The organism is Streptomyces sp. NPDC057854, from assembly GCF_042797055.1.
In the GTDB taxonomy this organism is placed as follows: Bacteria; Actinomycetota; Actinomycetes; order Streptomycetales; family Streptomycetaceae; genus Streptomyces.
In genome coordinates this window covers 85,752-107,371 of the sequence record NZ_JBHVMF010000003.1, presented here as the reverse complement: position 1 = coordinate 107,371, position 21,620 = coordinate 85,752, and the positions used below count along the sequence as shown (strand labels likewise).

Genomic DNA, 21,620 nt, shown 5'->3' with positions numbered 1-21,620 from the left:
ACGGTCGACCCTACCCACGCGGGCCGCCGCCGTCAGCGTGACAAGGCTCCTGGTTTGGTCTCCGGCGGCGTCATCGGCGGCGCCGCTTCTCCTCGCGGACCCGGCGCAGCCGGTTGACGGTGACCGGGTCGTGGGCGAGGGCGCGCGGGTCGTCGAGGAGCGCGTTGAGCAGCTGGTAGTAGCGGGTCGGGGAGAGGCCGAGGCCCTCGCGGACGGCCCGCTCCTTGGCGCCGGGGCCGGGCCAGGAGCGGCGTTCGACGGCGAGCACGGCCCGCTCCCGCTCCCCCAGTCCGGAGGGGTCGCTCCCGGGCTCCCGCGGCTCTTCGCTCATGCGTCCAGCCTAGAGAACCGGGAGCGCTACTCCGCCGCCTCCGCCGTGGTCGCCGTGCGGGCGATGGCGCCGAGGACGTCGGCGGGGCGGCCCGCCGGGGTGACGGCCTTGCCGATCTCGGCCTTGATGGTCTCGCTGACCTTGGCCCACGAGGTCTTGCCGACCGGCGGGAGCTGGGCGGTGGGCAGCGCCTTCAGGAACTGGCGCAGGCCCGCGTGCTCGGCGTCGGTCTCCATGCGGGTGGAGGCGGAGACGGTGACGGGCAGCAGGTCGTTGTCGCCGGCGAACTTCAGCACGTTCTCGTCGCTGAAGACGAAGTCGAGGAACGTGCCTATCTCCTGGCGGTGGCCGTTCTGCTTGAAGCCCATGATCCAGTCGGCGACGCCCATGGTGGCCTTGGCGGGGCCGTCGATGCCGGGCAGCGGCGCCTGGCCGACCTTGACGCCCTGCCTGGCGGCCTCCTGGAGCAGCGACGGGTGGCCGTTGAGCATGCCGACCTCACCGCGCGCGAAGGCGGCGAAGGCGGCCTTGCGGTTGAGCTTGCCGGGGGCGACGGGGCCGGTGAGGCCCTGGCCGACGAGTTCGTCCTTCAGCCAGGTGAAGGTCTGGACGTTGGCCTCGGCGTCGACGGCGTACCGGCCGGAGTCGTCGGTCCAGCCGCCGCCGGCGGCGAGCAGCCACATCAGGGACTCGGCCTGGGCCTCCTCGGGGCCGAGGGGGAGGGCGAAGGGGGTGCGGACCCCGGCCTCCTTCAGCTTGGCCGCGGTCTCGGCGAGGTCGTCCCAGGTGGTGGGGGGTTCGACGCCGGCCTTGTCGAAGAGGGCGGTGTTGTAGAAGAGCGGGCGGGTGGAGGCGACGAACGGCAGTCCGTACTGGATGCGGTCGTGCTGGCCGGCCTCGGCGAGCGCGGGGACGAAGTTGGCCTGCACGGGGATGGTGAGGAGTTCGTCGGCGGAGTAGAGCTGGCCGGCGGCGGCGTAGTCGGCGTAGGCGCCGATCTGGGCGACGTCGGGGGCCTGGCCGGCCTTCACCATCTCGGCGACCTTGCGGTCGACGTCGTCCCAGGACTCGATCTGCACCTGGACCTTGATGCCGGGGTGGGCGGCCTGGAAGGCGGTGACGACGCCGTCCCAGTACTTCTGCGTGGTGTTGCCGCCGGTGAGGTCGTAGTCGGCGGCGACCAGGCGCAGGGTCACGTCGCCGCCGTCCCCGCCGAGGGTGCCGCAGCCGGCGACCGTGGCGGTCAGGCCGAGGGCGGCGGCGGCCGCGGTCAGTCCAAGGAATCGTCGCCGCTCCACGGCTTCATCCACCTTTTGCTCGTCGTTGAGCAGCAGTGAGCTGCATGTTCGTCCGGGGCGGGACCACAGGTCCCGGCCACCCCAGGGAAAGAGGTCTACACCAGTGGGGTATCCCTTCCGCAACTCCGGGGGGACCTTCGCCACAAACCCCCCACACCATGGGCCTCGAATTTGTATCCGAGCGCAACAATCCTCGGCAGTGGACTAGACCTTTAGGGCGGTCTCGCGCGAGACTGTCCCCCGTGAGACACGTCATCGCCCTGGATGTGGGCGGCACCGGCATGAAGGCCGCCCTCGTCGGGGCGGACGGCACCCTGCTCCACGAGGCCCGCCGCGCCACCGGGCGCCGCCGCGGCCCCGACGCCGTGGTCGAGACCATCCTCGGCTTCGCCGCGGAGCTCCAGGCCGTCGGCCGGGAGCGGTTCGGCGAGGACGCCGCGGCGGCCGGCGTCGCCGTCCCCGGCATCGTCGACGCCGAGAACGGCATCGCCGTCTACGCCGCCAACCTCGGCTGGCGCGACGTCCCCCTGCGCGCGCTCCTCAGCGCCCGGCTCGGCGGCCTCCCCGTCGCCCTCGGCCACGACGTGCGCACCGGCGGCCTCGCCGAGGGCCGCATCGGCGCCGGGAACGGCGCCGACCGCTTCCTCTTCGTCCCCCTCGGCACCGGCATCGCCGGCGCCATCGGCATCGGCGACCGCATCGAGGCCGGCGCCCACGGCTACGCCGGCGAGATCGGCCACGTCGTCGTCCGCCCCGGCGGCACCGCCTGCGGCTGCGGCCAGCGCGGCTGCCTGGAGCGGTACGCCTCCGCCTCCGCCGTCTCCCAGGCGTGGGCCGAGGCGTCCGGCGACCCCGACGCGGACGCCGCCGACTGCGCCAAGGCGGTCGAGTCCGGCGACCTCGTGGCCGTACGGGTCTGGCAGGAGGCGGTGGACGCCCTCGCCGACGGCCTGGTCACCGCCCTCACCCTGCTGGACCCCCGCACGCTCGTCATCGGTGGCGGACTGGCCGAGGCCGGGGAAACCTTGTTCACACCCCTGCGGGCCGCGGTGGAGGCACGTGTGACCTTCCAGAAGCTGCCCGCCATCGTCCCGGCGGCCCTCGGGGACACCGCCGGATGCCTGGGCGCGGGCCTCCTCGCCTGGGACCTGCTCGCCGACCAGCACCCCACCGACCCGGAGGTCTCCGCCTGATGTCCGATCACAAGGTTCTCTCCGGCGCACGTGTCGTGCTGCCCACCGGGATCGTCGAGAACGGACGCGTGATCGTCGACGGCGGCAGGATCGCCGGCTCCGCCCCCGAGGGCGCCCCGGTGCTCGACCTCACCGGCCACTGGCTGGTCCCCGGCTTCGTCGACATGCACAACCACGGCGGCGGCGGCGCCTCCTTCACCTCCGGCACCGTCGACGACGTCCTCAGGGGCGTCCACACCCACCGGCTGCACGGCACCACCACCGTCGTCGCGTCCTTCGTCACCGGCGACATGGAGTTCCTGACCGCGCGGGCCGGCCTGCTGTCCGAACTCGCCGAACAGGGCGAGATCGCCGGCCTGCACTTCGAGGGCCCGTTCATCAGCCCCTGCCGCAAGGGCGCCCACGACGAGACCCTGCTGCGCGACCCGCACCCGGCCGACGTCCTCAAGCTGATCGACGCCGCCCGCGGGCAGGCCAAGATGGTCACCCTCGCGACCGAACTGCCCGGCGGCATCGACTCCGTACGCCTGCTGGCCGAGCACGGCGTCATCGCCGCCATCGGCCACACCGACGCCAGCTACGAGCAGACCGTCGAGGCCATCGACGCCGGCGCCACCGTCGCCACCCACCTCTACAACGCGATGCCCGGCCTCGGCCACCGCGCGCCCGGCCCGATCGCCGCGCTCCTGGAGGACGAGCGGATCACCGTCGAGCTCATCAACGACGGCACCCACCTCCACCCGGCCGCCCTGGAACTCGCCTTCCACCACGCCGGCCCCGAGCGCGTCGCCTTCATCACCGACGCCATGGACGCGGCCGGCTTCGGCGACGGGCGCTACATGCTGGGCCCGCTGGAGGTCGAGGTGAAGGACAGCGTGGCCCGCCTCGTCGAGGGCGGCTCCATCGCCGGCTCCACCCTCACCCTGGACCGCGCCTTCAAGCGCGCCGCCACGATCGACCGGCTGCCCGTCGAGTCCGTCGTCCAGGCCCTCTCCGCCAACCCGGCGCGCCTCCTCGGCGTCTACGACCGGGTCGGCTCCCTGGAGCCCGGCAAGGACGCCGACCTCGTCGTCCTGGACGACGCCTTCGACGTCAAGGGCGTCATGCGCAAGGGCGAGTGGATCGTCGCCCCGCAGGGCGTCACCGCGCGGGTGCCGCAGACCGCCTGACCGGCCGGCACCCCTGACATCCCGCCTGATCAGGGCGGAAACGGGACGGCGAGCGGCCCGGGGTCTGGGCCGATCGCCGTTCCTTTGGCATGATCGCGCTGTCTCCACAGGTCTTACCGGAAGTACGGGGGGTGGACAGGTGATTGTCACGGTCACCCTCAACACGGCGCTGGACCTCACCTACGAGGTGCCGGCGCTCGTCCCGCACACCAGCCACCGCGTCGCCCGCAGCGCCGAGCGGCCCGGCGGCAAGGGCGTCAACGTCGCCCGGGTGCTCGCCGCGCTCGGCCACGACACGGTCGTCACCGGCTTCGCCGGCGGACCCACCGGCGACCGGCTCCGCGAGCTGCTGGCCCCGGTCCCCCGGCTGACCGACGCGCTCGTCGCCACCGAGGCGGCCACCCGCCGCACGGTCGCCGTCGTGGACACCGGCGCCGGCGACACCACCCAGTTCAACGAGGCCGGCGCCGCCGTCACCCCCGAGGAGTGGGCGGCCCTCCGCTCCCGCTACGCGGAGCTCCTGCCCGGGGCCGCGGCCGTCGCCCTCTGCGGCAGCCTCCCGCCGGGCGTGCACGTGGGCGCCTACGCGGACCTGGTCCGTACGGCCCGGGCGGCCGGCGTCCCGGTCCTCCTCGACACCTCCGGCGAACCGCTCCGCCGCGGCATCGCCGCCCGCCCCGACCTGGTGAAGCCCAACGCCGACGAGCTGGCCGGCCTCACCGGCTCCCGCGACCCGCACCGCGCCACCCTGGACGCCCGCCGCCGCGGCGCCCACGCGGTCGTCGCCTCCCTGGGCCCCGACGGCCTGCTCGCCGCCACCCCGGACGGCCTCTGGCACGCGGCACCGCCCGCGCGGGTCCACGGCAACCCCACGGGCGCGGGCGACTCGGTCGTCGCCGCGCTCCTGGCCGGCCTGGTCGCGGAAACCCCCTGGCCGGAGCGCCTGGCCCACGCGACGGCCCTCTCGGCCGCGACGGTCGCCGCCCCGGTGGCCGGCGAGTACGACCCCCAGGTCCTCGCCGACCTCCTCCCGAAGATCCGCGTCACGGAGTCTTCGGCGGTGTGACCCGCGGGCCCCCGCCGCCGGGGGTCACTGACCGGCCTTGCCCGCTTCCAGGTAGACCTGGTCGATGATCGCCTCGCAGGAGTTGCCCTGCTCGCAGGAGATCTTGAGGGAGTTGCTGCCCTTGTCGAGGGTGGCGTAGCCGTAGGTGGTGGTCCACCCCTTCTCCCAGTCGCCCTCCGGGGCGAGGGCGTAGTTCTTCATGTTGATCTTGTACGGCGGGCGGCCGTTCACGGTCAGCATGGCGTCCGCGTCCTTGCCCGGGACGCTGTACACGATCTTGAGCGTGTAGTCGCCCGCCTCGGGGACGTCCACGGTCCAGCTCGCGGAGCCGCCGACGCCGTTGAGCGACACGTAGGCGCCGCCCGGGCCCTTCGCGCCCTTGATGTCCTTGCCGACGGTGGCGGCGCCGCCCAGCGTGAGCGTCGCCGCGTCCTGCTTCGGCAGCGGGGCCTGGGTCGGCTCGGTGGACGGTTCCTCCGAGGCGGTGGGCTCCTGGCTGGGGGTGGCCGGGGCCGAGGCGGTCGGCGTGGTGCCCGCCGACTCGTCCTTCTTGTCGTTCTGGTTGCCGATGATCGCCGCGGTGATACCGCCGATCACGACCGCGACGACCGCGACCGCGCCGATCAGCAGGCCCTTGGTGTTGGGGCCGCGGCCACCGCCGCGCGGGCCCTGCGGGGGCGGGGTGTGGCGGGGCGGCTGGCCGCCGCCGTAGGTCTCGGGCGCCGCGTACTGCGGATGCGGCTGGCCGTACGGCGCCTGCTGCTGCGGCGGCACGTACGGCTGGGCCGGCTGCTGCCCGTACTGGCGCTCGCCGACCGTCCTGACCTGGTTGTAAGAGGTGCGCGGGACGCCCGGCTGGGCCTGCGCCGGGCCGGGGTAGCCGTAGCCGCCGCCCTGCGGGGCGCGGCCGGCCGCTGCCTGTCCGTCCGCGTACAGGTAGCCGAACGGATCGTCGTCCTCGGGCTTGTTCGCGCCGTCGTTACCGGCAGCCATCCGGGTCATCCTCTCCATGCTCGCCAGCCGTCGCCGACCCGGCGAGCCTACCCCGAACGAATGAACCCGCCGTCCCGGGAACGATCATCCGGCCCGGCGGTGCACCTTGGCACGGGACCGTTTCTCCACGTACATCCGCTGGTCGGCGGAGTTGAGGACCTCTTCGACGGTCATCCCGCACTCGGCCCAGCCGATGCCGAAACTAGCCCCCACCCGCACCGCGCGGCCGTCCACCCGGATGGGCGGGATGATCGCGTTCCGCAGCCGGACGGCGAGGTCGGCGGCGTCGGCGGCGCCCAGTCCGTCGGCGAGGACGACGAACTCGTCACCGCCCAGACGAGCGACGGTGTCACCGTCCCTGACGCCGGTGGTGAGCCGCCGGGCCACCTCGATGAGGACGGCGTCGCCGGTGTGGTGCCCGAAGCGGTCGTTGATCGACTTGAAGCCGTCGAGGTCGCAGAAGAGGACCGCGAGCCCCTTGGTGCCGTCGTCGGTGTCGCCGCCGGCCGGCGCGACCGTGTGCACGTGGTGGTCGTACGCGCCGCCGCCCGCCGGCTCGAAGCCGAAGCCGTGCTCGTGCTCGTGGTCGTACTCGTAGCCGTCCTGGGCGAGCGGCAGCGGGTCGGGGCCGTACCCGAAGCCGGCGTCGGGGCCCGGGCCCGCGGCGGTGCCGGAGGGGACGGGGCGCTCGCAGAGCCGGGCGGAGAGCCGGGAGCGCAGCTCGGCGCTGTTGGGCAGGCCGGTGAGGGCGTCGTGGGAGGCGCGGTGGGCGAGCTGGAGCTCGTGCCGCTTGCGCTCCTCGATGTCCTCGACGTGGGTGAGCAGGAAGCGGGGCCCGTCGGCGGCGTCGGCGACCACCGAGTTCCGCAGCGACACCCAGACGTAGGTGCCGTCGCGCCGGCCGAGCCGCAGCTCGGCCCGGCCGCCCTCGGCGGAGGTGCGGAGCAGGGTGCCGATGTCCTCGGGGTGGACGAGGTCGGCGAAGGAGTAGCGGCGCATCACGGACGCGGGGCGGCCGAGGAGCCGGCAGAGGGCGTCGTTGGTGCGGAGCAGCCGGCCGTGCTGGTCGCCGCCGAGCTCGGCGATGGCCATGCCGGAGGGGGCGTACTCGAAGGCCTGCCGGAAGGACTCCTCGCTGGCGCGGAGGGCCTGCTGCTCGCGCTCCAGGCGGATGAGGGCGCGCTGCATGTTGGAGCGGAGCCGGGCGTTGCTGATCGCGATGGCGGACTGGGAGGCGTACATCTGGAGGGCTTCCTGTCCCCAGGGGCCGGGGTGCCGGCCGTTGCGCGGGCGGTCGACGGATATGACGCCGAGCAGTTCGCGGCCCGTGCCCGACGCGTACATGGGGGCGTAGAGGCGGTCGTGCGGGTGCCACTCGTCCTCGAAGCGGGGCGCGGGGCCGTCGGTGTGCCACTGCGGCACGTCGTCGTCCATGAGGACCCAGCCCTCGGTGTGCGGGATGAACCGCAGGTCGCCCCAGGGGACGCCCATGGCGAGCCGCCGGTCCCACGCCTCGCGGGAGCCGACGCGGCCGGTGATGAGGGCTTCGGCGGCGGGGTCCCCGGCGAACGCGGCGACGACCAGGTCACCGTCGGGGCGGACGAGGTTGACGGCGGCCAGCTGGTAGTTGAGACCGGCGACGACGCCGTCGGCGACGGTCTGCAGGGTGTCCGCCAGGCTGCGGGCGGTGTTCAGGTCCGCCACGACCTGATGCAGCTGTCGCAGGGTCGAGAGACGGACGTACGGCTCCGACTCGGTCTCCATCGCTCGCTCTCCCCGAGACCTCGACAGCAACTCCAGGGTTCTCATCGGCTTCGTGCTGTACTGTCCCCGCCACTGAATCACAGCGAGCTGCGCACCCGGTACACAGGGTCAGCAAATAGTGGGCTCTGTGACTCAAGTCACAGCACGTGGATGGCGTGATCCGGCGGGTCGGGGGTGACCCGCGCGCGCCGGGGTGCCCCGGGCCGGCGGTCCTAGGACCCGCGCCGGGCGCCGGACTGGTCCCCGGGGCCGATGCGGCCCGCGCGCGGCCGGGGCTAGCGTGCCGGTGTGCTCCAGAAGACCCCGCCCTCGCCGCCCGTCACGGACCTCGCCATCCCTCATGCTGAGGGGGTGAGCGACGACGAGTTCCGGGCGGCGATGTCCCGCCTCGCGGCCGGCGTGGTCCTGGTGACCGCGCACGATCCCGACGACGGCCCGCGCGGCGAGGACGTCGGCATGACCGCCACCGCGTTCCTGTCGGTCTCGCTGGACCCGCCGCTGGTCCTGGTGAGCCTGCGCAACGGCTCCCGCATGGACGACCTCCTGGAGGAGGTCCCGGTCTGGGCGGTGTCGGTGCTGGCGGAGAGCCAGCGGCACGTGGCCGGGCGGTTCGCGATGAAGGGCCGCGTCTCGGACCGGCTCCTCTTCGCCGACCTGCCGTACACCCGCGGCGAGGTCAGCGGGGCCCCGCTGATCGGCGGGGCGCTCACCACCCTGGAGTGCCGCACGGAGAGCCGGGTGGTGGCGGGCGACCACACCCTGGTGATCGGCCGTGTCCTCTCGGTCGCCCTGCCGTCCCCCGACGGCAGCCCCCTCACCTACTTCCGGGGCCGCTACCGCCACCTGGCCTGACGGCCGCGGCGGGCTCAGCCCCAGTCGCGGCCCTGCCGGCCCCGCTTCGTCTCGGCGCGCTGCTTCTTCTCGCGCAGGCGGCGTTCGTTGATGCCGCGGGGGATGCGGGTGGCCTTGCGGGGCTTGGGCGGCGGGGCGGTCGCCTCGGCGAGGAGCGCGGCGAGGCGGACGGCGGCCGTCTCGCGGTTGCGCCACTGCGAGCGGTGCTCCGAGGCCCGTACGGTCAGCACGCCGTCGACCAGCCGGGAGCCGAGCCGTTCCAGGGCCCGGGCCTTCCACACCTCGGGCAGCGCCTCGGTCGCGGCGAGGTCGAAGCGCAGCTCGACGCGCGAGTCGGAGGTGTTGACGTGCTGGCCGCCGGGACCCGAGGAGCGCGAGAAACGCCACTGGAGCTCGGCCTCGGGCAGCGAGACGGAGCCGCGGATCTGATACGGACCTGACATGCCCTCCATGTTCCCCGCGGCGGGACCGGGCCGTCACCCTGTTTTCGCCGGCCGGGAACCGCCGGGCGCTCCCCCGCGTTTCTCCGGGCGTACGACGACGCGCGTCACGATGAAAGGGACATCCATGGCAGTGAGCCTCGCCAAGGGCGGCAACGTCTCCCTCACCAAGGAGGCGCCGGGCCTGACCGCCGTCACCGTGGGCCTCGGCTGGGACGTCCGCACGACGACCGGCACCGACTTCGACCTGGACGCCTCGGCCATCGGTGTCGACGCCGCCGGCCGGGTCGCCTCGGACGCCCACTTCGTCTTCTTCAACAACAAGTCCACCCCGGACCAGACCATCGTCCACACGGGTGACAACCGCACCGGCGAGGGCGGCGGCGACGACGAGCAGATCAACGTCAACCTCGCGGGCCTCCCGGCGAACGTCGACAAGATCGTCTTCCCGGTCTCCATCTACGACGCGGTCTCCCGCGCGCAGAACTTCGGCCAGGTGCGCAACGCGTACATCCGCATCATCAACCAGGCCGGCGGCGCCGAGATCGCCCGCTACGACCTCTCCGAGGACGCGGCCACCGAGACCGCGATGGTCTTCGGCGAGCTGTACCGGCACGGCGCCGAGTGGAAGTTCCGCGCGGTCGGCCAGGGGTACGCCTCCGGCCTGGAGGGCATCGCCCGCGACTTCGGCGTGAACCTCTGACGGTCGGCGCCCGACCCGCAGCACCCCTCGGCACCCACGGGCCCGGACACGGCCCGTGGGTGCCGCCGAGCCCCGGCCGGTCCCGGACCGCCGGGGCTCTACCCTGTCCGCGTGATCGTCGAGACCCTTGTGCCCAAGGCCCTGGAGGACGGCGCCGCGCTGCCCGGGCCGCTGCTCACCGAACTCACCGCGCTGTACGCGTCGAACCGCGAGTTCCAGCAGCTCAGCGGTGACTTCCCGGACCCGGACGCGATCCGCCCCGAGCAGGTCGCCGCCGCGCTCGCGGACGACCTGGCCCGGCCCTCGTCCGAGGTGCTGCTGGCCCGTTCGGAGGGCCGGCTGGTCGCCGTCGCCGTCACCCTCGGGCAGCATCCCGACCCGGCCGACCCGGATCCGTGGCTGGGCCTGCTGATGGTCCATGCGGACGAGCACCGGGCGGGCTTCGGCCGCCGGCTGGCGGCCCGCGTCGAGGACCGCTTCCGTGCCGCCGGCCGGACGGGGCTCAAGCTCGCCGTCCTGGAGAACAACCCGGAGGCCCTCGCCTTCTGGACGTCCCTCGGCTACGAGGAGACCGCCCGCCGCCCCGACCTCGCCCACGGCCGCCCCTGCGTCGTCCTCCGCAAGCCGCTCGCCCCGGAAGGGGCGGCCTAGGGCCGCTCGGGCCGGCCGTCGCCGTACAGCCAGACCTTCCACACCGCGTCCAGGTCCCGGCCCGCGACCGACTCCGCGTAGGCGGTGAAGTCCTCGGTAGAGGCGTTGGCGTGCCGGTACTTCGCGGCCCAGCCGCGCAGCAGTTCGCCGAAGACCCGGTCGCCGACGGTCTCGCGCACCTTGTGCAGCACCATCGCCCCGCGCCGGTAGACGGGCGGGTCGAACAGGTTCTCGGCGGCGGGCGGGTCGGCGGGCGGGAAGGTCCAGTTGTCGTCGTCGGCGAAGGCCGACGCGAAGCTCTCGCGGGCGGGCACGGAGCCGTGCTCCTCGGCGTACAGCCACTCGGCGTAGGTGGCGAAGCCCTCGTTGAGCCAGATGTCCCGCCAGCTCTCGGGGGTGACGGAGTTCCCGTACCACTGGTGGGCCAGTTCGTGGACGAGGGTCGTGCGGTCGAAGGAGGAGGCCGGGAAGACGGGCCGGGTCTGGGTCTCCAGGGCGTAGCCGAGCAGCCCGTCGCGGGTGACGACGGCCCCGGCGGCGCTGAACGGGTAGGGGCCGAAGCGGTCCTGCTGGCGGGCGAGGATCCGGGGGATCTCGGCGCGGAGCGCGGCGGTCGCGGAGGCCAGCGACGGCTCGGCGGCGGTGATGACGGGCACGTCGCCGAGGGCGGTGGCGGTGCCGGTCTCGTACCGGCCGATCATCACGGTGGCGAGGTAGGACGCCATCGGCTCGGTCTGGCGCCAGACCGTGCGGGTGCGGCCTCCGGAGACGGGCCCGGAGGAGACCCGGACGCCGTTGGACAGGGCCGTCAGGCGGCTGGGGGCGGTCAGGGCGATCTCGTAGGACGCCTTGTCGGAGGGGTGGTGGTTGCCGGGGAACCAGGACATGGAGCCGGCGGGCTGGCCGACGGCGACGGCCCCGTCGGGGGTCCTCAGCCAGCCCTCGGTGGAGCCGTCGGGGTCGGTGACCGGCTCCGGGACGCCCGCGTAGTCGACGGTGACCGTGAACTCGGCGCCCTCGCGCAGCTCGTCGCGGGGGCGGAGGGTCAGCTCGTGGCCGGCCCGGTTGACGGCGGCGGGCTCGCCGTCGACGGTGGCGCCGGCCACGGTGAGGCCGGAGAGGTCGAGGTTGAGGGCGGACAGGTCCTGGGTGGCGCGGGCGGTGATCCGCGCGGTGCCGTCGAGGTGCCCGCCGTCCGGGTCGTAGGCGAGGTCGAGGGCGTAGCGGGAGACGTCGTAGCCCCCGTTGCCCAGCCGGGGGTAGTACGGGTCCTTGAGCCCGGCCGCGCCCGGCGTGCCCCGTACGCCGCCGCCGGCGGCCGGGACGCAGCCGCCGGCGAGGAGGCCGAGCACGACGAGGGCCGCCGCCGTGCGGGCGGCGGCCCTCGGGGACCGTCCGGTCCGGCCGGTCCGGAGCACGCGCGTCCCGCGCGTCACGTACGTCACGTACGGATCCTAGACAAGCCGGACAGAAGGTGACGGTGGGGGCGTCCGTCGGGGGGAATCGAACGCCCCCACCGGTTCGGGGGGTGTCGCTCCGGGCCGGGGGCCCGGAGCGGGGTCACTTCGCCAGCTCGGCGACGCCGGCCCGGGCGAACTTCTCGTCCAGGTCGCCGGAGGGGGCGCCCGCCACGCCGATGCCGGCGATCGGGCCGCCATTGGCCGCGACCGGGGCGCCGCCGCCGAGGAACAGGGTGCCCGGGATGTCCTTCAGGTTCGGGGCCTGCTCCAGGCGCTTGGCGAGCTCGGAGGTCGGCGCGTTCCAGGACACGGCGGTGTACGCCTTGCGGATCGCCGACTCGTAGGACTGCGGGCCGGCGCCGTCGCCGCGCAGGGTGACGATCGTGTTGCCGTTGCGGTCCACGACGGCGACCGAGACGCGCTGGTTCTCCTTGGCGGCGGCCTTCAGGACGGCCTCGGCGGCGTCGGTGGCGGCGTCGACCGTGAGGTGCGTGGTCTGGCGCAGGTGGTCGCCGGCCGCGTCGGCCTTGACGACGGCGGCGGGGGCGGCGGCCGGGGCGGAGGCGTTCGCCGAGACGGCGCCGAAGGTGCCGGCGGCCAGGACGGCGGCGGCGGTGGCCCCGAGGACGAGGTTCTTCTTCATGGTGGCTCCCGAGGAGGTCGTGGCGGACCTGATCGGTCCGGCGGAGGAGGGCGTCTCCCCCGCTCCGAGATCCATCCTGGGTCCGGCACCGGCACCGTACGGTCCACGGTCCGGCTGCCGTCCCGGCGCGCACCGGACGATGCGGGGGTCAGCCGATCGGCTATGCCGGGGTGGTCCGCGCGGGTCAGCATGGATACGTACCCCCAGGTCAGCGCCGTGCGCGAGGAGGCGAGACGGATGAACCGGACCGGTCGGCGCGCCCGCCGCACCACCCCCGCCCCGCCCGTCGGCGGCCCCGTGCCCGGACGGCCCGCCCCCGCCGGCCCGTACGGCACCGGCGCCCCGGCCCCCGGCCCGTACGGCCCCGGCGCCCCGGCCGGCCCCGGCGCGTACGGCGGCGCCGGTCCGCGCGGGGCGCAGGATCCCGACGGGCGGTGGCTCGCGCGCGTCATGCACGTGGTGTTCTTCCTGCTGCTCGGGGCGTCGCTGGCCCGGTTCCTGCTGCGGCACGACTGGGAGGGCCGCAGCCCGTGGATCATCGCACTGTGCGGCGCGCTCGCCGCGCTGTACGTGCTCGGGCCGGTCCTCGGCACCCTCGCCACACCGCGCCGGATCGCCTGGCTGTGCACGGTCGTCGCCGTGTGGGTGGTGCTCGTCGTCCTCGCGCCCAGCTTCGCGTGGTGCGCGGTCCCGCTCTTCTACACCGGCCTGCGGACCCTGCCGCACAAGGCGTCCGTCGTCCTCGTCGCCCTGCTCACCGCCTTCGTCGTCTTCGCGCAGGTGCAGCTCTCGCACGGCGGCTGGGACCCCAACCTGATCGTCGCCCCGCCGGCCGTCGCCGCCCTCGCCACCGGCGTCTTCGTCCACGCCGACCGGCAGGCGGCCCGCCAGCGCGCCCTCATCGACGACCTGATCCGCACCCGCCGGGAACTCGCCGCGATCGAGCGGCGCGAGGGCACCCTCGCCGAGCGGCAGCGGCTGTCCATGGAGATCCACGACACCCTCGCGCAGGGCCTGTCGAGCCAGCAGATGCTGCTGCAGGCCGCCGACCGCACCTGGGACAGCGACCCGGGCACCGCCCGCCGGCACGTGCGGACCGCCGAGTCGATCGCCGAGCGGAACCTCGCCGAGGCCCGCCGCTTCGTCCACGACCTGGCCCCCGCCGACCTCGCCGAGGGCGGCGGCCTGGAGCAGGCGCTGCGCGGGCTCGCGTCCCGCGAGTCGGCCGCCTTCCGGGTCGACGGCACGCCGGTGCCGCTGCCGGACCGGGCGCAGTCGGCGCTGCTGCGGATCGCGCAGGGCGCGCTGGCCAACATCCGGGAGCACGCCGCCGCCACCTCCGCCGCGCTCACCCTCACCTACCTGGACGACCAGGTGGTCCTGGACGTCGCCGACGACGGCAGCGGCTTCGACCCGGCGGCGGGCCGGGACGGCGCCGGCGTCCGCGGCCACGGCCTGCCGGCCATGCGGGTCCGCGCCCAGCAGCTGGGCGGCACGCTTACGGTGGAGTCGTCCCCCGGCGAGGGCACGGTGCTCTCCGCCGCCATCCCCCTCGCACCCCCCGTGGAGGCCCGCCCGTGACCGTACGCATCCTCCTCTGCGACGACCACGTCGTGGTCCGCGCCGGACTGCTCGCCCTGCTGGGCTCCACCCCCGACATCGAGGTCGTCGGCGAGGCGGGCAGCGGCGAGGAGGCGGTCGCGATGGCCGCGAAGCTGAAGCCGGACGTGGTCCTGATGGACCTCCAGCTCGGTGCCGGCATCGACGGGGTGGAGGCGACCCGCCGGATCGCGCCGACCGGCGTGCACGTCCTCGTCCTCACCACGTACGACACCGACGCCGACATCACCCGGGCCATCGAGGCGGGCGCCACCGGCTACCTGCTGAAGGCCGAGCGGCCCGAGGAGCTGTTCGCCGCCATCCACTCCGCCGCCCAGGGCCGCACCGCGCTGTCGCCGCCGGTCGCGAGCCGGGTCATGGACCGGATGCGGGGCGCGGCGGGACCGTCGCTCACCGACCGGGAGCGGGACATCCTCGGCCAGCTGGCGCACGGCCTCGGCAACAAGGAGATCGCCCGGGCGCTCTTCATCAGCGAGGCGACCGTGAAGACCCACCTCGGCCGGATCTACGCCAAGCTCGGCGTCGACACGCGGGCCGGCGCCGTGGCCGTCGCGAAGGAACAGCGCCTGCTCCCCTGAGGCTGCTACCGTGCGCTGTCGTTCCCGTACACAGCGTCACGCCCCGTGGGAGAGCGCACGTGAAGATCGCCGTCGTCGGTGGCGGGCCCGCCGGCCTGTACCTCTCGATCCTGCTGAAGCGCCAGGACCCCGCGCACGAGATCACCGTGTACGAGCGGAACGCGGCCGGCTCCACCTACGGCTGGGGCGTCACCTACTGGGCCGGGCTCCTCGACAAGCTGCGGGCGGGTGACCCGGAGTCCGCCGCCGCCGTCGCCGACGCGTCGGTGACCTGGACCGACGGGCTGGCGATCGTCCGCGACGAGCGGACCGTGCACCGCGGCGACGCCGGCTTCGGCATCGGCCGCCGCCGGATGCTCGGCCTGCTCGCCGACCGGGCCGCCGCGCTCGGCGTCGAGATCGCGTACGAGCACCCGGTCGCCGGCCCGGACGCGCCGGAACTGGCCGGCGCGGACCTCGTCGTCGCCGCCGACGGCGTCCACAGCGTGCTGCGGGAGGCGCACGCCGAGCAGTACGGCGCCGCCTTCACCACCGGCCGCAACCCCTACATCTGGCTCGGCACCAGCAAGGTGTTCGACTCCTTCAGCTTCGCCTTCAAGGAGACCGAGCACGGCTGGATCTGGTGCTACGCCTACGGCTTCAGCGGCGAGCGCTCCACCTGCGTCGTCGAGTGCGCCCCCGGCACCTGGACCGGCCTCGGCCTGGACACCCTGCCCGAGGCCGACTGCCTGGCCCTGCTGGAGAAGCTCTTCCACGACCTCCTCGACGGGCACGAGCTCATCGGCCGCGACCGGGGCGCCGAACCCGCCCAGTGGCTCCGCTTCCGCACCCTCACCACCCGCGCCTGGCACCACGGCCGGACCGTCCTCCTCGGCGACGCCGCCCACACCACCCACTACTCGATCGGTGCCGGCACCACCCTCGCCCTGGAGGACGCCCTCGCGCTCGCCGCCGCCCTGCGCGCCCACCCGGACGACCTCGACACCGCTCTTGGTCTCTACGGGAAGCGGCGCCGCGCCGAACTCGTCTCCGCGCAGAGCGCCGCCCGCCTCAGCGCCCAGTGGTACGAGAACCTGCCCCGCTACATGGACCTGCCGCCGGGGCAGATGTTCGCGCTCCTCGGCCAGCGCCACTCCCCCCTCCTGCCGTACGTCCCCCCGCAGCTCTACTACCGGCTCGACCGGGCCGCCGGCAGCCTGGAGCCGCTGCGCCGCCTCAAGCGCTGGCTGGGCCCGCGGCTGGCGCGGGCGGTCCACCGCGTCTGACACCGCCGCGGGGCCGTGACACCATCAGGGCGTGCTCGACATCGGCTACTCCCTCTCCCGGCGCTTCCCCGACCCCCCGCAGACCGACTACCGGCGGGCGGACGTGCACGCGCTGCGGCACGACCTCTTCTGCGGCGACGTCTACCTCGCGGACACCAAGGAGGACCGGGAGCTGTCCACAGCCTGGGGATGGGTGCCGGTCCTCGACTTCGCGTGGGCGCTCTGCGACATCGTCGAGCAGCTCGACCGCGACCCGCGCGGCAGCCGCGCCTCCCGCCCCCAGTACGCCGAACTCGACTTCACCGAGTCGTCGGACCGGATGCTCTTCGAGCGCCGCTTCGGCTGGGTCGACGTCGAGGCGGACTGGATGCCCGGCGACGAACGCCCCCTCACCTTCGCGCACGCCGAACTCCGCCGCGAGGCCCGCGACTTCCTCCACGACCTGATCGCCGACCTCACCGACATGCACGAGGGCCTGGCCGACAACCCGGCCGTCTGGGACCTCCAGGCCCGCTTCCCCCGCGTCCGCTAGCCCCCTCTCAGTCCTCCACCCGCACCCCCAGCCGCGCCGCGAGGACCGGCGCCAGGTCGAGCAGCTGCGCCGTCGAGACCACCGCGCCCGCCAGCGACTCCACCCCGCGCGCGATCTCCAGCCGCCGCACCCCGCGCAGGTCCACGTCCGCCAGCCGCGCCCCCGAGAAGTCCACCCCGGCCAGCTCGCAGTCCACGAACGACACCCGCTCCAGGACCGCCCCGCCGAAGTCCGGCTCCACCAGCACGCACCCCTCGAAGACGACGTCCCGCAGCCGCGCCCCCCGCAGGTTCGGGTAGTCCCACTTCCCGCCCCGCACCAGCACCCGCTCCCACACCGAGCCGTGCAGCCGCGTCCCCCCGAACCGCGCCTCCACCACCTCCGCGTCCCGCAGCTGCGCCTCCGACAGGTCGGTGCCCACGCCCCGTACGGCCTCCAGGCGGGAGTCCAGGAGACGCGCCCCCGTCAGCCGCGCCTCGTCGAGCGCGCACGCGCGCAGCGCGCAGTCCAGGAAGCGGGCGCCCTCCCCCGACGCGCCCGCCAGATCGAGCCCGGCCAGCTCCAGGCCGTCGTAGTCCCCGTGGGGCTCCAGCCCGCCCTGGTACGGCTCCAGGGGCGGCAGCCGCAGCTCCACCCGGCGGGGCGCCCTGGTCGTTCGCTTCATGCGTCCATCGTGGCGCACGCCACCGACAACCGGCCCTTGACCTCAACCAAGGTCGAGGTAGCAGGGTGGGCCGCACAGCACAGCACCTCCGCAAGACGCACCGCCACCGACGACAGGGGAACCGTCATGCACGCCGTCCGCCTCCACGCCTTCGGCCCCGCCGAGAACCTCACCTACGAAGAGGTGCCCGACCCCGTCCCCGGCCCCGGCCAGGTCCGGATCGCGGTCACCGCCGCCGGCGTCCACCTCCTCGACACCGCCCTCCGCCAGGGCCACCCCGGCCCCTTCCCCGCCCCCGCCGCGCTCCCCACCGTCCCCGGCCGCGAGGTCGCCGGCACCGTCGACGCCCTCGGCGACGGCACCGACCCCTCCTGGCTCGGCAAGCGCGTCGTCGCCCACCTCGGCATGAACCCCGGCGGCTACGCCGAACGCGCCGTCACCGACGCCGACCGCCTCCACGCCCTCCCCGACCACCTCGGCGACGCCGAAGCCGTCGCCATGATCGGCACCGGCCGCACCACCCTCGGCATCCTCCAGTTCACCGACCTCGGCCCCGACTCGGTCGCGATCGTCCCCGCCGCCGCCGGCGGCATCGGCACCCTCCTCGTCCAGTACGCCAAGAACGCCGGCGCCACCGTCGTCGGCCTCGCCGGCGGCCCCGCCAAGACCGCCCGCGTCCGCGACAACGGCGCCGACCTCGCCGTCGACTACACCCGCCCCGACTGGCCCGCCGACGTCCGCGCCTTCCTCGGCGACCGCACCGCCACCGTCGTCTTCGACTCCGTCGGCGGCGCCACCGGCCGCGCCGCCGTCGACCTCCTCGGCAAGGGCGGACAGCACCTCGTCTTCGGCTGGTCCAGCACCGGGATCCACGAAGGCGAACCCCTCACCTTCACCGAGGACGAACTCACCGCGCGCGGCATCACCTCCGGCTCCGTCCTCGGCCCCGTCATGATCCAGAAGGCCGGCGGCGACGTCCGGAACCTCGAACGCGCCGCCCTCGCCGCCGCCTCCGCCGGCACCCTCCGCCCCGCCGTCCACCGCTTCCCCCTCGCCGAAGCGGCAAAAGCCCACCGCGCCCTGGAGACCCGGGGCACGATGGGCAAGGTGGTCCTGATTCCCTGACGCAGGCTCAGACGCCGAGCACGTCCCACGAGTGCGCCTTGAACTCCTTGCGGAAGTCCTCGTGGTCCTCCCACATCCGGGCGATGGAGCGCAGCACGTCCCAGTTGTGCTCCAGCGCCTGGTCCACCACCTGGCGCAGCTCCGGCGCCGTCTCCCGCTTCTCCACCAGACCGCCCACCTGCGAGGCCGCCTGCACCGTGTACCGCAGGGCCCGCAGGGAGCGGGAGGTGTCGTCCATCCCGAAACCGTGGTCGCTGCCGTTCGCCGGGTCGAACAGCGGGGTCAGCCGCGCCTCGATGAAGTCGGTGATCCGCTGGAACCGGGCCTCGACGCCCATGTCGTCACCGTGATTGCCGTGATCGTTGCACATGAGGACTTCCTACACCGTCGCCGGAGCGCCCAGCGCCGCCAGGGCCCCGTCCGTCAGCCGGTACACCGACCACTCCTCCTGCGGGCGGGCGCCCAGCGACTCGTAGAAGTCGATCGACGGCTTGTTCCACTTCAGCACCGACCACTCCAGCCGCTCGTAGCCGCGCTCCACGCAGATCCGCGCCAGCTCCGTCAGCAGCGCCTTGCCGTGACCGCCGCCGCGCGCCTCCGGACGCACGTACAGGTCCTCCAGGTAGATGCCGTGCACCCCGCGCCACGTCGAGAAGTTGAGGAACCAGAGCGCGAAGCCGACCGGCTTCCCGTCCTCGGTCTCCGCGAGGTGCGCGAAGGCGGCCGGCCGCTCCCCGAACAGCGCCTCGCGCAGCTGCCCGGGGGTCGCCCGGACCTCGTCGAGGGCCTTCTCGTACTCCGCGAGGTCACGGATCAGGGCATGGATGACGGGCACGTCGGCCGGTGTGGCGGTACGGATCATGCCCTCAGCGTGCCAGCAGCGCCCGCGCGATGACCACCTGGTCCGCGTCCAGCGCCGGCGCGCCGTCCTCCACCTCCCACAGCCCGTTCTGCAGCACCCGGCCCAGCGTCCACGCCAGCGCCCGCTCCCGGTCGAGCCCCAGCCGCTCCGTCAGCAGGTCGAACCGCCACCGGATCTCCGCCGGATCCGGATTCCACAGGTCCGTCAGCGCCGGCAGCAGCTCGAAGCCCGGATCCCCGGCCAGCGGCTTCGGGTCGATCGCCAGCCACGGCTCGCGCTCCGCGCCCAGCACGTTGTCGTAGTGCAGGTCCCAGTGCAGCAGCCGGTCCCCCGGCTCCCCCACCACCTCACGGACCGCCGCCGCGCAGTCCGCCAGCAGCGCCGCGTCCGCCGCGCCCAGCCGCGCCACCACGCCCGGCACCCGGGCGAGCATCCGCGCGGCGATCGCGTCCAGCCGCCGCAGCCCCGGCGGCGCGGGCAGCGCGGACAGCCGGGCGAGCAGCCCGGCCAGGACCCGCACCGCCTCCCGCTCGTCGCCCAGCCGCGACAAGTGCCGCCGCTCGTCGGCCCGTTCCAGCAGCATCGTGCACGTCTCCGGATCGTGCTCCAGAAGCCGTACCGCCCCGTCGCCGCCCCACGCGCGCAGCGCGGCCGGCTCCCCCTCGCTCTCCTCGTCGAGCAGCTGGAGCTTCAGCGCCGCCGGCGTCCCGTCCGCCCGCTCCACCGGCAGCACCAGCGACGCCACCCCGTGCATCGAGGCGCCCGCGAGCCGCAGCCCCCACCGGTCCAGGAACTCCTCCGCCCGCCCCGGCAGCGCGGCGACGAACGCCCGCCCCGCCGCGCCGTTGTACCGCTCCTGAGACCTCGCCAGTTCCTCCGGTACGTGAATCACCCCACGACCCTACGACCCCGGCGCGCCCCCGCGCCCGCCCGCCGCCGAACCACCCGTTTCCAGGGGACCGACGCCCCCGGTACCCTCCCGCCACGCACCGGGAAGAGGGACAACATGAACACCAGCACGGTCAACGGCGGCATCTCGTTCTGGTTCGCGCAGCAGGGACTGCCGGACCCCCGCGAACCGCTCCCCGGCGACCGCACCGCCGACGTCTGCGTCGTCGGCGGCGGCTACACCGGCCTGTGGACCGCCTACTACCTCAAGAAGGCGGTGCCCTTCCTCGACATCGTCGTCCTGGAGGCCCGCTTCTGCGGCTACGGCGCCTCCGGCCGCAACGGCGGCTGGCTCTACAACGGCATCGCCGGCCGCGACCGCTACGCGAAACTCCACGGCCACGACGCCGCCGTCCGCCTCCAGCAGGCCATGAACGCCACCGTCACCGAGGTCCTCGACGTCCTCGACGCCGAGAAGATCGACGCCGACCAGCACCGCGGCGGCGTCCTCGAAGTCGCCCTCACCCCCGCCCAGCTGACCCGCCTCAAGGAGTTCCACGCCGTCGAGCACGCCTTCGGCGAGACCGACCGCGAGATCTACGGCGCCCGCGAGACCGCCGACCGCATCCGCGTCGCCGGCGCCGTCGGCTCCTCCTGGACCCCCCACGGCGCCCGCCTCCACCCCGTCAAGCTCGTCACCGGCCTGCGCGCCGCCGTCGAAGCCCTCGGCGTCACGATCCACGAGTCCACCCCGGTCACCGAGATCAAGCCCAAGCACGCCGTCACCCCCTACGGCACCGTCCGCGCCCCCTACGTCCTGCGCTGCACCGAGGGCTTCACCGCCTCCCTCGCCGGCCAGCGCCGCACCTGGCTCCCCATGAACTCCTCCATGATCGCCACGGAGCCGCTCACCGACGCCCAGTGGGACTCCGTCGGCTGGAACGGCCTCGAAACCCTCGGCGACATGGCCCACGCCTACATGTACGCCCAGCGCACCGCCGACGGCCGCATCGCCCTCGGCGGCCGGGGCGTCCCGTACCGCTACGGCTCGAAGACCGACAACGACGGCCGCACCCAGCCCCAGACCGTCCGGGCCCTCCACGACCTGCTGATCCGCTTCTTCCCGCAGCTCGCGGGCGTCCGCGTCGACCACGCCTGGTCCGGCGTCCTCGGCGTCCCCCGCGACTGGTGCGCCACCGCCACCCTCGACCGCACCACCGGCATCGGCTGGGCCGGCGGCTACGTCGGCTCCGGCGTCGCCACCACCAACCTCGCCGCCCGCACCCTGCGCGACCTCATCCAGCAGGACTCCGGCCAGTCCGGCCCCACCGACCTCACCACCCTCCCCTGGGTGAACCACAAGGTCCGCAAGTGGGAGCCGGAACCCTTCCGCTGGCTCGGCGTCCAGGGCATGTACGCCGCCTTCCGCGGCGCCGACCGCCGCGAGACCGCCGGCCACGCCGCGACCACCGACCGCGTCGCGCGCTGGGCCAACCGCGTGGCCGGCCGCTGACCCCCGGCAC

The 21,620-nt window shown here is 74.4% G+C and carries 23 protein-coding genes; 12 read left to right on the top strand and 11 right to left on the bottom strand.

Annotation, left to right across the window (positions count from 1 at the left end; translation table 11 throughout):
* Positions 1 to 70: 70 nt before the first annotated feature.
* Positions 71 to 331, bottom strand: a complete 261-nt coding sequence (locus ACFVQZ_RS06720; RefSeq protein ID WP_383620157.1) for a DUF3263 domain-containing protein — start codon at positions 329 to 331, stop codon at positions 71 to 73.
* 26 nt (positions 332 to 357) lie between these two features.
* Entirely contained in the window at positions 358 to 1,641 is a 1,284-nt protein-coding gene (locus ACFVQZ_RS06715) for an ABC transporter substrate-binding protein (RefSeq protein WP_383620154.1), read from the bottom strand.
* 230 nt (positions 1,642 to 1,871) lie between these two features.
* On the opposite strand from ACFVQZ_RS06715, the gene ACFVQZ_RS06710 reads away from it, so the two are divergent.
* The 3 genes from ACFVQZ_RS06710 to ACFVQZ_RS06700 all read left to right on the top strand — a co-directional run bounded on the left by ACFVQZ_RS06710 (position 1,872) and on the right by ACFVQZ_RS06700 (position 5,057).
* Positions 1,872 to 2,822 (top strand): ROK family protein, encoded by a 951-nt coding sequence (locus tag ACFVQZ_RS06710; protein WP_383620151.1) that lies wholly within the window; start codon positions 1,872 to 1,874, stop codon positions 2,820 to 2,822.
* Positions 2,822 to 3,991 carry an N-acetylglucosamine-6-phosphate deacetylase gene (nagA, locus tag ACFVQZ_RS06705; RefSeq protein WP_030495595.1) on the top strand — a complete coding sequence of 390 codons (1,170 nt, stop codon included), beginning with the start codon at positions 2,822 to 2,824 and terminating at the stop codon, positions 3,989 to 3,991. Before ACFVQZ_RS06710 ends, nagA begins: the two co-directional genes overlap by 1 nt.
* 139 nt (positions 3,992 to 4,130) lie before the next feature.
* Positions 4,131 to 5,057 carry a 1-phosphofructokinase family hexose kinase gene (locus ACFVQZ_RS06700; RefSeq protein ID WP_383620148.1) on the top strand — a complete coding sequence of 309 codons (927 nt, stop codon included), beginning with the start codon at positions 4,131 to 4,133 and terminating at the stop codon, positions 5,055 to 5,057.
* 24 nt (positions 5,058 to 5,081) lie between these two features.
* On the opposite strand, the gene ACFVQZ_RS06695 is transcribed toward ACFVQZ_RS06700, so the two are convergent.
* Positions 5,082 to 6,050, bottom strand: coding sequence for a carbohydrate-binding protein (locus tag ACFVQZ_RS06695; RefSeq protein WP_383620145.1), 969 nt, complete (start codon positions 6,048 to 6,050; stop codon positions 5,082 to 5,084).
* Between the two features lie 84 nt (positions 6,051 to 6,134).
* The gene (gene cdgB, locus ACFVQZ_RS06690; RefSeq protein ID WP_383620142.1) at positions 6,135 to 7,814 is read right to left on the bottom strand and encodes a diguanylate cyclase CdgB; all 1,680 of its coding nucleotides are present in this window, start codon (positions 7,812 to 7,814) and stop codon (positions 6,135 to 6,137) included.
* 288 nt (positions 7,815 to 8,102) lie between these two features.
* Between cdgB and ACFVQZ_RS06685 the strand changes: the two genes are divergently transcribed.
* Entirely contained in the window at positions 8,103 to 8,666 is a 564-nt protein-coding gene (locus tag ACFVQZ_RS06685; RefSeq protein ID WP_081959179.1) for a flavin reductase family protein, read from the top strand.
* A 14-nt stretch (positions 8,667 to 8,680) separates the two neighbouring features.
* On the opposite strand, the gene arfB is transcribed toward ACFVQZ_RS06685, so the two are convergent.
* Entirely contained in the window at positions 8,681 to 9,118 is a 438-nt protein-coding gene (gene arfB, locus ACFVQZ_RS06680) for an alternative ribosome rescue aminoacyl-tRNA hydrolase ArfB (RefSeq protein WP_383620139.1), read from the bottom strand.
* Positions 9,119 to 9,233: 115 nt separating this feature from the next.
* Here arfB and ACFVQZ_RS06675 point away from each other — a divergent pair, with 115 nt between their 5' ends.
* Together ACFVQZ_RS06675 and ACFVQZ_RS06670 are read left to right on the top strand one after the other, a co-directional pair.
* The gene (locus ACFVQZ_RS06675; protein WP_030495588.1) at positions 9,234 to 9,809 is read left to right on the top strand and encodes a TerD family protein; all 576 of its coding nucleotides are present in this window, start codon (positions 9,234 to 9,236) and stop codon (positions 9,807 to 9,809) included.
* 111 nt (positions 9,810 to 9,920) lie between these two features.
* Complete coding sequence (locus ACFVQZ_RS06670) at positions 9,921 to 10,460, top strand: GNAT family N-acetyltransferase (protein WP_383620136.1); 540 nt, start codon at positions 9,921 to 9,923, stop codon at positions 10,458 to 10,460.
* Here the strand turns inward: ACFVQZ_RS06670 and ACFVQZ_RS06665 are convergent.
* Both ACFVQZ_RS06665 and ACFVQZ_RS06660 read right to left on the bottom strand, forming a co-directional pair.
* Entirely contained in the window at positions 10,457 to 11,905 is a 1,449-nt protein-coding gene (locus ACFVQZ_RS06665) for a M1 family metallopeptidase (RefSeq protein ID WP_383620133.1), read from the bottom strand. The genes ACFVQZ_RS06670 and ACFVQZ_RS06665 overlap by 4 nt on opposite strands.
* A 115-nt stretch (positions 11,906 to 12,020) precedes the next feature.
* Entirely contained in the window at positions 12,021 to 12,563 is a 543-nt protein-coding gene (locus ACFVQZ_RS06660; RefSeq protein ID WP_030495585.1) for a heme-binding protein, read from the bottom strand.
* A 450-nt stretch (positions 12,564 to 13,013) separates the two neighbouring features.
* Between ACFVQZ_RS06660 and ACFVQZ_RS06655 the strand changes: the two genes are divergently transcribed.
* The 4 genes from ACFVQZ_RS06655 to ACFVQZ_RS06640 are packed head-to-tail and all read left to right on the top strand — an operon-like array spanning position 13,014 to position 16,558.
* Positions 13,014 to 14,144 carry a sensor histidine kinase gene (locus ACFVQZ_RS06655; RefSeq protein ID WP_051787971.1) on the top strand — a complete coding sequence of 377 codons (1,131 nt, stop codon included), beginning with the start codon at positions 13,014 to 13,016 and terminating at the stop codon, positions 14,142 to 14,144.
* Positions 14,141 to 14,761: a response regulator transcription factor gene (locus ACFVQZ_RS06650; protein ID WP_030495583.1), complete on the top strand. Its 621-nt coding sequence runs from the start codon at positions 14,141 to 14,143 to the stop codon at positions 14,759 to 14,761. The genes ACFVQZ_RS06655 and ACFVQZ_RS06650 overlap by 4 nt, the downstream gene beginning before the upstream one ends.
* Before the next feature lie 59 nt (positions 14,762 to 14,820).
* Positions 14,821 to 16,026, top strand: coding sequence for an FAD-dependent monooxygenase (locus ACFVQZ_RS06645; protein WP_383620129.1), 1,206 nt, complete (start codon positions 14,821 to 14,823; stop codon positions 16,024 to 16,026).
* A gap of 31 nt (positions 16,027 to 16,057) precedes the next feature.
* Complete coding sequence (locus ACFVQZ_RS06640; protein ID WP_030495581.1) at positions 16,058 to 16,558, top strand: hypothetical protein; 501 nt, start codon at positions 16,058 to 16,060, stop codon at positions 16,556 to 16,558.
* Between the two features lie 7 nt (positions 16,559 to 16,565).
* On the opposite strand, the gene ACFVQZ_RS06635 is transcribed toward ACFVQZ_RS06640, so the two are convergent.
* A complete protein-coding gene (locus ACFVQZ_RS06635) occupies positions 16,566 to 17,222 on the bottom strand; it encodes a pentapeptide repeat-containing protein (protein WP_383620127.1) in 657 nt (218 codons plus the stop codon).
* Between the two features lie 126 nt (positions 17,223 to 17,348).
* Between ACFVQZ_RS06635 and ACFVQZ_RS06630 the strand changes: the two genes are divergently transcribed.
* Complete coding sequence (locus ACFVQZ_RS06630) at positions 17,349 to 18,347, top strand: zinc-binding dehydrogenase (protein ID WP_030495579.1); 999 nt, start codon at positions 17,349 to 17,351, stop codon at positions 18,345 to 18,347.
* A 7-nt stretch (positions 18,348 to 18,354) separates the two neighbouring features.
* On the opposite strand, the gene ACFVQZ_RS06625 is transcribed toward ACFVQZ_RS06630, so the two are convergent.
* The 3 genes from ACFVQZ_RS06625 to ACFVQZ_RS06615 are packed head-to-tail and all read right to left on the bottom strand — an operon-like array spanning position 18,355 to position 20,101.
* Positions 18,355 to 18,717: a hypothetical protein gene (locus tag ACFVQZ_RS06625; protein WP_321192889.1), complete on the bottom strand. Its 363-nt coding sequence runs from the start codon at positions 18,715 to 18,717 to the stop codon at positions 18,355 to 18,357.
* Between the two features lie 9 nt (positions 18,718 to 18,726).
* Positions 18,727 to 19,209: a GNAT family N-acetyltransferase gene (locus tag ACFVQZ_RS06620; protein WP_030495577.1), complete on the bottom strand. Its 483-nt coding sequence runs from the start codon at positions 19,207 to 19,209 to the stop codon at positions 18,727 to 18,729.
* A 4-nt stretch (positions 19,210 to 19,213) separates the two neighbouring features.
* Complete coding sequence (locus ACFVQZ_RS06615; RefSeq protein WP_030495576.1) at positions 19,214 to 20,101, bottom strand: aminoglycoside phosphotransferase family protein; 888 nt, start codon at positions 20,099 to 20,101, stop codon at positions 19,214 to 19,216.
* A 114-nt stretch (positions 20,102 to 20,215) separates the two neighbouring features.
* Here ACFVQZ_RS06615 and ACFVQZ_RS06610 point away from each other — a divergent pair, with 114 nt between their 5' ends.
* Positions 20,216 to 21,610 carry an NAD(P)/FAD-dependent oxidoreductase gene (locus ACFVQZ_RS06610; RefSeq protein ID WP_383620122.1) on the top strand — a complete coding sequence of 465 codons (1,395 nt, stop codon included), beginning with the start codon at positions 20,216 to 20,218 and terminating at the stop codon, positions 21,608 to 21,610.
* Positions 21,611 to 21,620: the final 10 nt, after the last annotated feature.

Coding starts and splice junctions, on each gene's coding strand:
- ACFVQZ_RS06655 (WP_051787971.1), top strand. CDS start 13,014: ATGCACGTGGTGTTCTTCCTGCTGCTCGGGGCGTCGCTGGCCCGGTTC.
- ACFVQZ_RS06610 (WP_383620122.1), top strand. CDS start 20,216: ATGAACACCAGCACGGTCAACGGCGGCATCTCGTTCTGGTTCGCGCAG.
- ACFVQZ_RS06675 (WP_030495588.1), top strand. CDS start 9,234: ATGGCAGTGAGCCTCGCCAAGGGCGGCAACGTCTCCCTCACCAAGGAG.
- ACFVQZ_RS06630 (WP_030495579.1), top strand. CDS start 17,349: ATGCACGCCGTCCGCCTCCACGCCTTCGGCCCCGCCGAGAACCTCACC.
- ACFVQZ_RS06720 (WP_383620157.1), bottom strand. CDS start 331: ATGAGCGAAGAGCCGCGGGAGCCCGGGAGCGACCCCTCCGGACTGGGG.
- ACFVQZ_RS06635 (WP_383620127.1), bottom strand. CDS start 17,222: ATGAAGCGAACGACCAGGGCGCCCCGCCGGGTGGAGCTGCGGCTGCCG.
- ACFVQZ_RS06660 (WP_030495585.1), bottom strand. CDS start 12,563: ATGAAGAAGAACCTCGTCCTCGGGGCCACCGCCGCCGCCGTCCTGGCC.
- arfB (WP_383620139.1), bottom strand. CDS start 9,118: ATGGAGGGCATGTCAGGTCCGTATCAGATCCGCGGCTCCGTCTCGCTG.
- cdgB (WP_383620142.1), bottom strand. CDS start 7,814: ATGGAGACCGAGTCGGAGCCGTACGTCCGTCTCTCGACCCTGCGACAG.
- ACFVQZ_RS06620 (WP_030495577.1), bottom strand. CDS start 19,209: ATGATCCGTACCGCCACACCGGCCGACGTGCCCGTCATCCATGCCCTG.
- nagA (WP_030495595.1), top strand. CDS start 2,822: ATGTCCGATCACAAGGTTCTCTCCGGCGCACGTGTCGTGCTGCCCACC.
- ACFVQZ_RS06625 (WP_321192889.1), bottom strand. CDS start 18,717: ATGTGCAACGATCACGGCAATCACGGTGACGACATGGGCGTCGAGGCC.
- ACFVQZ_RS06695 (WP_383620145.1), bottom strand. CDS start 6,050: ATGGCTGCCGGTAACGACGGCGCGAACAAGCCCGAGGACGACGATCCG.